This window comes from Lactiplantibacillus sp. DA1 (assembly GCF_032681335.1).
Classification (GTDB): Bacteria; Bacillota; Bacilli; order Lactobacillales; family Lactobacillaceae; genus Lactiplantibacillus.
The window spans coordinates 105,963-116,633 of sequence record NZ_JAWHTQ010000010.1 but is presented as its reverse complement, the minus strand read 5'-3'; the positions used below and the strand labels follow the sequence as shown (position 1 = coordinate 116,633).

Genomic DNA, 10,671 nt, shown 5'->3' with positions numbered 1-10,671 from the left:
AATTATTGTACGATAATAGCTAAAAATATGACGTTTGTAAAAATATCGTTCGATAGGTCGGGTAGGTGTTATATTAAGAGCATAGAAAGCAATTAATATTTAATTGATAAGCAACAAAAGTAAACTGATTTTATCGTTAAATATTTTTAAAGAATCCGAATTTTTAAATCAAATTGATGAAATATAAATATAGGAAAAGGTGATTAAAATGAAAAATATTAATAATTTTCAGGCATTGCAAAAAAATGAGCTTTCTAAAGTTAAAGGTGGTAGTAATAATAAGTTTTGGACTTGGGCTGGTTACACATATGAGAATTGGCGTATTTCATCAAGGCGAGCGTTTAATCTACGTCAGCGCAAAAACACTATGACTCATCATTAGAAAGAAGTGGTAAAAATGAGAAAAAGCATCAGTAATTTTAAAGCATTAAATGAAAAAGAACTTGGCGCTGTTAACGGTGGGATTTGGCAATGGATTGTGGGCGGTTTAGGCTTTCTTGCTGGTGATGCATGGTCCCATTCAGATCAAATCTCAAGTGGAATTAAGAAACGCAAGAAAAAAGGTTATGGCTACTAGCCTTTTTATGGTTAAATACAGTTGTTAAGGTGGGTGATTAACCTGAAGAAAAATACATTATTCAAAGGCTGTGCGCTTTTAATTTCTCTTTTGTTTGTTCTTTTAATGTTTCGGGTAGATAAAGACATGATATGGTTAGCATATGCCTTTGCATTGCTAGCTATACCTAGGCCCAGGCCCAAATATCCTAAAAGCTATGACAAATGGTACTATATAGCATTTTTATTTTTCTGTCTTGCATATTTATTAGAAGAAAACATTTTGGGAAATTTGGGAATTATAGTAGCTGTAATTTCTTTTAGTCCAACTACTCATCCATTCGCTAAAAATAACATCGATAAAAAATAACATGAACCTAAGTGCAGCACTAATGAGAGTTTATCTTCAATTCTTTAGTACTGCACTTCATTTGACAATTCTGGGGCATTATTCCTCGTTGGTGTAGGTTTAAATATAATGTTCAATGAGGGCTGGCAATCGTTGCCATGAGGTGTGTTAACTAAGTTGTGGGGTTGTAGACTGGATTCGAAGCTAAACGAGTTCAATCGTCATAGTAATTATTTGGTCGGTGCCGGTATGATCTCGTGTGAGGACGATGATTGCGCTGAGAGCGCTATTTGTCGCGCTAATCGGTATTACGAGAGTGCAATACTTCATTATTTACTGGTTGTTGATATTACTATGAAAAACGGCTCCACCGTGGTAACTGCCACAGTGGAGCCGTTTAAGCAAAAATTGAAAAATTATATTATCTCATTTGTCATTTTGACAGAAAGGCATACAAATTCACTCGTATTTATAATGTGCTATCGCCCAGCAGCCCCATCACTAATCACATAGATTGCGAAAACTACAATAAGCACTACCAGCAAGCTTCTCACTGGGTATTTCTTAATGATGTTTATTGTTTTATTGAGCATTAACGTGTGCCTTACCTTTTATATTTAAATTAATGTGCCAATAATTAAAACGGCGTCTGAGATCCAATGGACATAGATGCCGCTCCGTAAAGTATTTGCAGATCGCCATGAAGCAGTTATTGGGTAACGCGTAATACCGACGATTAAGGGATAAAGCCAGTTGAAATGATAATGTGGAAGGTGCAAACACGCAAATACGATGCACCCCAATACATTGATAATCGGCCACGCATATTTTTTTAGTTGTGTTTGCGATAATAAGCGAATCAACGGAATTGAAATAGAGGCCATTCCGACTTCCTCACCAACTAGTGATACTAGTAGCGTGAAGGCTATCCATACTCTTTCAATTAAAGGATAATCTCGCCCAGTTGAATTAGTTGTCAATGTTGTATTATGAAATGACAATAAAGCATGCGAATTAATAATAGCTATAACCACAATCGCAGTGACTTCCAGAACAAACAGTAAAAGCACATACTTCATCACTATACGCCACTTTGGTGAGGGCAATGGTTGAAAGAATAGTTTTAAGTTAGAAAAACCATATAGCATTACTAAACTAATTATTCCAGCTGTAAGCATTGCTAACCAATCAAAATAAATATTAAGGAAAATCGCACCCATATAACCAGCCACAAAGAGCACTAATACTAGCGGGTAATATCTTCTTTTAAAATCAATTTCTATCATCTATTATAATCCTCCGAGACATCAGTTATAGTGCGTGTGACCGATTCAAACACGTATTCAACGACATTCTTACGACTCTGCCAGCTTCGCCAGCATAAAATTTGAAACTAGACCAGAAATTTTTCCAAGAGCCTTCCAACAACGCCATTCAATTTATTATTGGAAATAGATGCAAATGCGTCTACTGTATCCAAATTCTTAAGTGTTTTATCCATAGCCATACCGCGCCATTTACTGCGGTAATTAAAATGGTTCTATGAGCTATGTTTTTAGTACATTTATTAAGATACACTACAATTCTAAAAAAATCATTTTTAAATTTATTATCGTACTATTCACTCGACTTAACGTAACTTTTAGATTGAATATCTGGCGATTCCGTTCCAAAGTTTTTCGTGGACGATTATTTAAGGTGAGAAGATGATATGGACTCAGACTGTGGTTCTTCTTATTAATTGTTTGTTGTACTTCAATTGTAAATTTGTCATTTATTACCCCTTTTTTGAAAACCAAAAAATTATAGTAGCGATAATTCCTTTCAGACTAACTGTTCATGTATTCACTAAAAATAACATTGATAAAAACAACATTAATCTAGGTACAGAATTAGTTGGAGTTTGTCTTGAATTTTTTAGTGCTATTTTTGCTTGACAATTCTAGGCCATTATTTTTCGTATAAAACTAAGTTAATGATGAAATTGAGAATTTATGCTGTTAAGAATGGAGTGATCTAAAATGAAATCCAACAATATGAAACTGAACCGCGATTTTTATAAAACATATTCTTTTTGGCTAGGGGTGTTAGCTGTGATTGGTCTTGTAGGAGATGTTTTATTAAAGTACAATACCGCGGTTAGTCCGTGGATAATGATATTAATTGCAATCTATTTATTTTTGAGAGCCTTTACAAGTAAGAGAAAATAAATATTATTAACGGTATTTTTGGCATTATTTAAATTTACTTAGAGGAAATGATTTGAACTTGTTCACGATAAATAACATTAATCTAAGTGCAGTACTAATGGGAGTTTATCTTGAATGCTTTAGCGCTGCGCTTAAGTTAATGTTATTTTACCCTCTAAGTATGTTCAAAGTAATCAAGAGCTATTCAAAATAGTGGCTTTGACATTCATCAAATATTGATTGATATCATAGTGGAAATTTTATGTTGATTCACGTTTAAATTCAAAAAATGTACGTTAATAGAAATAATCCCAGCGTACCTCAAAAACACCTTATCCTAAAAGCGAGGTGATTATTATGAAAATTCAAATTAAAAGTATGAAGCAACTTAGTAATAAGGAAATGCAAAAAATAGTAGGTGGAAAGAGTAGTGCGTATTCTTTGCAGATGGGGGCAACTGCAATTAAACAGGTAAAGAAACTGTTTAAAAAATGGGGATGGTAATTGATTTATTGAATAACTGTTTTTCAAGTTATATTTCGTATAGATGGCGTAAGGTGGGGCATTTTTAAAGAGTCACAACACTTGAAAAGAAGACTATAAAATGATAATTTTGCTGATAAAGTAAACTAATAATCATTATTTTAGAATAGTTAGATAATGATCGAATAAAAAATACTTTAGAGGTAGTAGCTTGGTTGAAATCAGTATCTTCGATAGCGTTATTCAATCGTTTTTCATTTATCTTGGCATTATCTTGGTATATAACTTCATCTTCAGTAATACGAACATTAAAAGAATCATTTATTCGTTGATTTTATTACTAGTGCTGTCCTTAGTAGGAGCTATCTTGGATGACACTACATCGCTAATTTTGGTTTTGGGGGCAATTATTAAGGAAAAGTGCCAACCAAAAATAAATTATTATCATCTAAATGTATTCTTAATGTTGATTTCTAGTCAGATAGTAATTTTAGCTTTGGCTTCTTATTTAAGTAGAGGATTTCTGTATATCTACTTAGATGCCGATAAAATTTCTGGCTTGTCGGAGTATGGTGATTTATTCATTGGTATTGAAATTATTGTGATGTATATTATCGGATTTTTGGTGTTCAATCTTGTGTACAAAATGGTGAGACGATACACAGGCTCGTTTGATATAAGTGATGACGAAAGAATAAATAGGCATCTATTCATTATATTGTTAGCTTTCTTTGGATCAATAGAAATGTTGTTATTTATTAGCAACTTTCAAGGTGTAACAGCTACAATTCAACTAACTTTACTGTTGACATTTGTTTTGATGCTTGGGCTTATTAGTTGGCAAACATTAGAAACGATTAGAGTATATGCTTGGCAAAAAAAGATAGCAGCTGAAAAATTGCAGAATAAGCAATTAAATGATTATCTTAAGAGTGTTGAGCATCAATATCTAGAATTAAGAAAATTTAAACATGATTATAAGAACCTAATTGCTAGTTTAAATACTCAAGATAATATAAGTGAAATTAAGGATTATTTGACCGACTATACCCAGAGCGGAGAATTCAGAGCAAGCCTAAATGACGGTAGCATTGCAAGTGTTCAGCATCTGAAGAATGAGATATTGCGCGGGTTAGTTGTACAGAAGTTTTTTTATGCGAAACAGTGCGGGGTTAAGTTGACGATTGAAATAGCTAACACTGACTTTATTCTCAGTCATGGTGTTACAGTGGCTGTACGTATTATTGGTAATTTATTGGATAATGCCATTGAGCAAGCCCAAAAAATGACTGATAAAATAGTGACAGTAGCTTTTAATGAAATTGATAACACCGCTGAAATTGCCATTAGTAATCCTATCGATTCAGATTTTAATCAGCATCAGATTTTTGAAACTGGTTATTCAACTAAGGGTAGTAATCGTGGCTTAGGTCTGACTAATGTGCGGGATCTTGTTGAACAGCAGAAGGGTTTCTATATGGATATTGAAACCAAGAAAAATTATGTCACAATGACGTTAATTGTTACGGAGGATAAATAAGTGTTTCCAATTTATTTATTAGAAGATAACGAGGCCCAAAGAGTAGAGTATATAAGTATTATAAAGAATATAATCATGATTAAAGAATATGATATGCAGTTGGTGGTGGCGACAGGAGATTTACAAGAGTTAATGAATAATGTTATGAATTCTAAAGAAGGGCTGTTTTTCTTGGATATGGAAATTGGGGAACAAACTCAGGCCGGGTTGAATTTAGCAGATGAAATTCGGCAGCAGTTACCTTGTGCACAAATTGTATTTATTACAACTCATGAAGAGTTATCTTTTTTGACACTGGAGCGGCGGATTGCACCGTTGGATTATATTTTGAAAGAACAAGGCCTTGATGATATTAAGCAAAAAATAGTTAAGGATATTGATGCAACTCAAACTATTCTCAAGACAGAAACTGTGCAGCATAAGGATATTTTAGGTTATAAAATCGGAACGCGTTTCTTTTCAGTTCCTATTAATGATGTTATTATGCTGAGCACTAATAAAGAACGACCGGGTAGTATTAGGCTGACTGCCAAAAATAAAGTGGCAGATTTTCCAGGTAATTTAAATAGTTTTGAAAATAAATACTCACAATTTTTTAGGTGTGATAAAAGTTCATTGGTAAATATAGATTATGTTGATAGTTATGATTATCAAAAAAAAGAGCTTACCATGATAGATAACATTAAGTGCAGTGTTTCGTATAGAAAGTCTCGGGAGCTTAACAAAATATTGAAAAAGAAATAGGAAACTTATCTTTTATAGCCAGGGCAATGAATCGTAGTATCTTGTTTTGAGATAGACTGCTTTTCATGGTAAGAGCAAGCAAACAATTATATTTTTGACAATTTTGGAGGAAGAATGATTGTTTCCAATTTATTTATACGAGGATAATGCTGAGCAAAGAGATAATTATTGTAAGACCGTCAATAATACAATTATGATTAATGAGTTTGCAATGGAGCTTAGGGTTGCAACGGATGATCAAAAAATAATTCTAGCAGATTTGAATCAACAACAAGATGGCCTTTTCTTTTTGGATATGGAAATTGGTGAGGACAAACAGACTGGACTTGAATTAGCCAGTCGAATTCGGGCAACGATACCATTGGCTAAAATAGTTTTCATTACAACACACGATGAGCTATCGTTTGTAACTCTGGAACGGCGGATTGCACCGTTGGATTATATTTTGAAAGACCAGTCTGCTGACCTAATTACGCAAAGGATTATTAAGGACATCAATGTAGTACAGAACGAATTAAAAAAGACTAATAGTCAGCGCAAAGATGTTTTTAACTATAAGTTAGGAACGCGATACTTTTCACTCGCATTAGATGATGTGATTTTGTTGAGTACATCTAAACTGCGTCCGGGCAGCGTACAACTCCATGCTATTAATAAGGTTGCTGAGTTCCCAGGAAATTTAAATGCGCTCGAAGAAAAGTATCCGCAATTTTTCCGATGCGATAAGAGCTCGCTGGTAAATTTAAATCATTTGCGAAGTTTTGACTATAAAGAAAAAGAGTTGTTGCTCGACGGTGAAATTAGGTGTAAGGCTTCGTTTAGAAAGTCGCGGGAATTGAATAAGTTGTTGAGAGACAACTAGTTTTTTAATATTATTTAGAGCTTCTGTCAGTGTTATTTGACAGGGCTCTTTTGTTATGAATATGAAATCTGATTATATAATATAGGCGCTGAAGATAGTTGGAGTAGGGCTCTAATTGTGATCTTATGAGTATTAAAATGACTAAAAAGTAAGCACAGTACTCGATCGTAAAGTATATTAGCATAGCGTTAAGACGTGAAATTTAGTTAGCGATATGACTAGCTCTTAGCGTAACCCAAAACTTCAGAGATAATTGAAATTGTAGTGCTGCAAACAATAATTTATAGGAATTCAGAATGGATGATTACTCGTCTATTTTATCTTCAATATTTAGGATACTCAATAACTTCCAATGCTTAGAGGATAGGATAAACGTAGCAATGCCAATGAATAAAATATTTAGAAAGAGCCCCTTTAGAAGAGCTTCCATTGGCCCGTTAATGGGTGATTGAGTTGGGGCAATACCTTGAGAATAGAAACTAGAAAAATCTATCAACCAATGGACACTAATGGCAGCCAGTAAGCTTCCGGTTTTTAAATAGATTGCTGCAAGTAAAATACCTAACCCAATAACATAGAGAACCTGACACAATACTGACCATACGGGCTGTGATAAAAGGTTGACCAAATGCATAGCCGCAAAAATAAGCGAAGCAGTCATCATCGAAGCGATGGTGGCCTGCAATGTGGCAAATTTTTTAAGGTTTAGTGCTAAAAGCGTTCTGAATATCATGCCACGAAAAGCGTATTCTTCAGTTATCGCTACAATCAACGAAAGTAATAATGAGATTAAAAATTGATACATGTGGTTTCGAAAGAAAATAAGTAGAAATATTATTGCTAGGCTCAAAGGCAGACTATTCTTCTTTAATATTGACATGATATTAACGGGTAGCCAGTGGATAGGTTGCTTAACATATCGCCTATTCAGAATGATTATCGCGATTAATATAATAGATTCAGTTAATATGAATTGAAAGGGTCCGTCTTTTATTCCCATAATATCAGTCAAAGGATTCATTAAAAAGAGCACTATTAGGTAGTAAATAGCTGTGATTATTACTTTTATTAATGGCATAGTTAAAATTCCCCCCATATAAACTAAAAAGGCTGAGCACTGCAGGCCCAGTCATAAATCGAGTGCTTTCTTATAGTGCTTAAACTTGATGGCTTGAACTATCCGTGGATGAATCCTCGGACAGCGCTAATGACCCAATCGGCAGGCCCAACAGCACTTTTATAATTATTCCGAACGCCACGCGCGCTATAGGCATGGAAAACGCCACCTGAAATAGCATTTAATTCACGGTCACGCAAAACTAGAAATTTTTTCATAATTGTTGATCTCCCCCAAGAAAATTAACGAATACTTTTCAAAATACCACGAATGCCTGCAACTGAACCAATTGCATCAACAACATGTCGAACACTTTTACCAAAGTTATAACCGCCCCGATTAAAACCACCAGATATTTTGGCAAGCTTTTTTTGCGGCAACCTGGAATATTGTAACTTCTCAAACTGTAGCATAAATAATCCCCCTTGTATGATGTTATTTGAAACAAATTTAGTTTAATTTATTTTTTTACCAGATTGTTGAAAAAATTATAAAAGTAAAAAAACGTTCTCTTAACGTCAAATACCAATGTTAGCTAGTTGATGTTTAACCGTTAAGCCTGATGAGGACATTTATCATAAAATTATGTACGTTAATAGATAGTTGGCATACGATAACATTTGTTAGCCCATAATTAGATAGATACCGATACTTAATAATTGGTGAGGGGAGTACAAGTATGCATTGGAGAAACTATGTTGCGCAAGTTGACGAGATGGACTGTGGGGTCGCAGCTTTAGCAATGATTTTGAAAAATTATGGTTCGACAACATCATTGGCCTATCTAAGAAATATTGCTAAAACGAGTTTAGAAGGGACTACGGCATTAGGATTAGTAAAAACGGCCGAAAAGTTAGGTTTTGAAACCAAAGCAATTCAAGCAGATATGAGTCTTTTCGATGTACAAGATTTACCATTGCCATTCATTGTGCATGTTACCAAAAATGGGGATCTACAGCATTTTTATGTTGTTGTAAAGACCTCGAAAACACATGTCGTGATTGCTGATCCGGACCCAACAGTTGCGGTTATCAGTATGTCAAAGGAACGGTTTGAAAGCGAATGGTCCGGAGTTGCCCTTTTCTTTGCGCCGAAGTCGGAATACAAGCCAGTTAAGCAAGATAAGGGCTCACTATGGGGATTTATTCCAAGCTTATTAAAGCAACGCCGACTGGTTATTAATATTGTGCTTGCTGCAGTTTTAATCACGATTATTAGTATCTGTGGGTCTTATTTCTTACAAGCGGTGATTGATACTTATATTCCCAATAATATGCACAGTACATTGGCAGTGGTGGCAATTGGTCTAATCGTTTTTTATACCTTTCAGGCTATCTTTACTTATGCCCAGAATTTTTTATTGGCGGTTTTAGGTCAACGACTTTCGATTGAAATTATTTTAGGCTATATTCGGCACGTCTTTGAATTGCCAATGAGTTTTTTTGCCACTCGGCGGACGGGGGAAATTGTTTCAAGGTTTACGGATGCCAGTAAGATTATTGATGCGTTAGCTAGCACAATTGTTTCGCTGTTTTTAGATGTCAGCATCGTTATTATTATGGGGGCAATCTTGGTAATCCAAAATATGACACTTTTTTGGATTACGTTACTCTCGTTGCCAATCTACGCGGTTGTCATCTTAGCCTTTAATAAATCCTTTGAACGATTGAATCAAAAGGAAATGGAGAGCAATGCTATTTTGAGTTCAGCCATTATTGAGGATCTTCATGGGATTGAAACTGTTAAGGCGCTGAATGGTGAGACGGAACGTTATCAGAAAATTGATTCAGAATTTGTTGATTATCTACGTAAGAGTTTAGCCTATCTTAAAGCGGATACTTTGCAACAGGCATTAAAACTGTTTATACAGTTAGTCTTAGAAGTTGTTGTTCTATGGGTGGGCGCCAATCTCGTCATTCATAATCAGTTATCAGTTGGGGAGCTCATGACATATAATGCTTTATTAGCCTATTTTGTTAATCCACTACAGAATATTATTAATTTGCAGACTAAGCTTCAAAGCGCTAAGGTCGCTAACAACCGGCTAAATGAAGTGTATTTGGTCGCTAGTGAATTTGAGGTGTCACGGCCAATTCATAATGAAAGTCAATTAAATGGTGATATTAAGTTACAAGGGGTCAGCTATCGTTATGGTTACGGTGAAAATGTCTTAGATGATGTTAATTTGACGATTCGACAACATGATAAGGTTGCAATTGTGGGGATGAGTGGCTCTGGCAAGTCCACGTTAGTTAAATTGCTTATTGATTTTTATCAACCAAATAGTGGTGATGTCATATTGAACGGCTTCAACGTTAAGAACATCGATAAGCATACATTGCGGACCCATATTAACTACATCCCGCAGGAACCATACATCTTTTCAGCGACCATTGAAGAAAATTTAAGATTAGGTAATCGCAGCGGTATTACTGAGAAAGATATTGCGAAGGCTTGCCAATTGGCGTTAATTGATACGGATATTAATAAAATGGCCATGCAATACCAAACTAAGCTAGATGAGAATGGTAATACACTATCAGGTGGTCAGCGACAACGATTAACGATTGCGAGAGCGTTATTATCACCCGCTCAAGTCTTGATATTTGATGAGTCGACGAGTGGACTGGATGCAATTACTGAGAAACAATTAATCGATAATTTAGTGGCAATGACTGACAAGACGATTATTTTTATTGCCCACCGGTTGTCGATTGCAAAGCGGACGAATCATATCATCGTTCTGCATGATGGTCGGGTCGCTGAAGAGGGGACCCATGCGTCATTGTTGAATGAACATGGTTACTATTACGACTTGATCAATAGCTGAGG

11 protein-coding genes are annotated in these 10,671 nt (G+C 35.0%); 7 read left to right on the top strand and 4 right to left on the bottom strand.

What is annotated here, in order from left to right; translation table 11 throughout:
- Positions 1-208: 208 nt before the first annotated feature.
- Both RXV91_RS14780 and RXV91_RS14775 read left to right on the top strand, forming a co-directional pair.
- Entirely contained in the window at positions 209-382 is a 174-nt protein-coding gene (locus tag RXV91_RS14780) for a ComC/BlpC family leader-containing pheromone/bacteriocin (protein ID WP_087841949.1), read from the top strand.
- 15 nt (positions 383-397) lie between these two features.
- Positions 398-577: a class IIb bacteriocin, lactobin A/cerein 7B family gene (locus RXV91_RS14775; protein WP_027821506.1), complete on the top strand. Its 180-nt coding sequence runs from the start codon at positions 398-400 to the stop codon at positions 575-577.
- A gap of 944 nt (positions 578-1,521) precedes the next feature.
- Here the strand turns inward: RXV91_RS14775 and RXV91_RS14770 are convergent.
- On the bottom strand, positions 1,522-2,190 hold the full coding sequence (locus RXV91_RS14770) for a hypothetical protein (RefSeq protein WP_046947804.1): 669 nt from the start codon (positions 2,188-2,190) through the stop codon (positions 1,522-1,524).
- A 1,260-nt stretch (positions 2,191-3,450) separates the two neighbouring features.
- Between RXV91_RS14770 and RXV91_RS14765 the strand changes: the two genes are divergently transcribed.
- The 4 genes from RXV91_RS14765 to RXV91_RS14750 all read left to right on the top strand — a co-directional run bounded on the left by RXV91_RS14765 (position 3,451) and on the right by RXV91_RS14750 (position 6,722).
- The gene (locus tag RXV91_RS14765; RefSeq protein ID WP_046947768.1) at positions 3,451-3,597 is read left to right on the top strand and encodes a bacteriocin; all 147 of its coding nucleotides are present in this window, start codon (positions 3,451-3,453) and stop codon (positions 3,595-3,597) included.
- A 346-nt stretch (positions 3,598-3,943) separates the two neighbouring features.
- Positions 3,944-5,116, top strand: coding sequence for a sensor histidine kinase (locus RXV91_RS14760; protein WP_223843867.1), 1,173 nt, complete (start codon positions 3,944-3,946; stop codon positions 5,114-5,116).
- Positions 5,117-5,860, top strand: a complete 744-nt coding sequence (locus RXV91_RS14755) for a LytTR family transcriptional regulator DNA-binding domain-containing protein (RefSeq protein WP_011100999.1) — start codon at positions 5,117-5,119, stop codon at positions 5,858-5,860. It begins immediately after the preceding gene.
- Between the two features lie 118 nt (positions 5,861-5,978).
- Positions 5,979-6,722 carry a response regulator transcription factor gene (locus RXV91_RS14750; protein WP_003641982.1) on the top strand — a complete coding sequence of 248 codons (744 nt, stop codon included), beginning with the start codon at positions 5,979-5,981 and terminating at the stop codon, positions 6,720-6,722.
- 304 nt (positions 6,723-7,026) lie between these two features.
- On the opposite strand, the gene RXV91_RS14745 is transcribed toward RXV91_RS14750, so the two are convergent.
- The 3 genes from RXV91_RS14745 to plnE form a co-directional block, all read right to left on the bottom strand.
- On the bottom strand, positions 7,027-7,527 hold the full coding sequence (locus tag RXV91_RS14745) for a CPBP family intramembrane glutamic endopeptidase (protein WP_225443014.1): 501 nt from the start codon (positions 7,525-7,527) through the stop codon (positions 7,027-7,029).
- A gap of 371 nt (positions 7,528-7,898) precedes the next feature.
- Positions 7,899-8,057: a two-peptide bacteriocin plantaricin EF subunit PlnF gene (gene plnF, locus RXV91_RS14740; protein ID WP_003643811.1), complete on the bottom strand. Its 159-nt coding sequence runs from the start codon at positions 8,055-8,057 to the stop codon at positions 7,899-7,901.
- Between the two features lie 24 nt (positions 8,058-8,081).
- A complete protein-coding gene (plnE, locus tag RXV91_RS14735) occupies positions 8,082-8,252 on the bottom strand; it encodes a two-peptide bacteriocin plantaricin EF subunit PlnE (RefSeq protein ID WP_003641985.1) in 171 nt (56 codons plus the stop codon).
- A 266-nt stretch (positions 8,253-8,518) separates the two neighbouring features.
- On the opposite strand from plnE, the gene RXV91_RS14730 reads away from it, so the two are divergent.
- Positions 8,519-10,669 (top strand): peptide cleavage/export ABC transporter, encoded by a 2,151-nt coding sequence (locus RXV91_RS14730; RefSeq protein ID WP_316440469.1) that lies wholly within the window; start codon positions 8,519-8,521, stop codon positions 10,667-10,669.
- Positions 10,670-10,671: the final 2 nt, after the last annotated feature.

What these genes read in the sequence shown, in the direction of transcription:
- RXV91_RS14730 (WP_316440469.1), top strand. Translation starts at nt 8,519, where the DNA reads ATGCATTGGAGAAACTATGTTGCGCAAGTTGACGAGATGGACTGTGGG.
- RXV91_RS14745 (WP_225443014.1), bottom strand. Translation starts at nt 7,527, where the DNA reads ATGTATCAATTTTTAATCTCATTATTACTTTCGTTGATTGTAGCGATA.
- RXV91_RS14765 (WP_046947768.1), top strand. Translation starts at nt 3,451, where the DNA reads ATGAAAATTCAAATTAAAAGTATGAAGCAACTTAGTAATAAGGAAATG.
- plnE (WP_003641985.1), bottom strand. Translation starts at nt 8,252, where the DNA reads ATGCTACAGTTTGAGAAGTTACAATATTCCAGGTTGCCGCAAAAAAAG.
- RXV91_RS14775 (WP_027821506.1), top strand. Translation starts at nt 398, where the DNA reads ATGAGAAAAAGCATCAGTAATTTTAAAGCATTAAATGAAAAAGAACTT.
- RXV91_RS14770 (WP_046947804.1), bottom strand. Translation starts at nt 2,190, where the DNA reads ATGATAGAAATTGATTTTAAAAGAAGATATTACCCGCTAGTATTAGTG.
- plnF (WP_003643811.1), bottom strand. Translation starts at nt 8,057, where the DNA reads ATGAAAAAATTTCTAGTTTTGCGTGACCGTGAATTAAATGCTATTTCA.
- RXV91_RS14780 (WP_087841949.1), top strand. Translation starts at nt 209, where the DNA reads ATGAAAAATATTAATAATTTTCAGGCATTGCAAAAAAATGAGCTTTCT.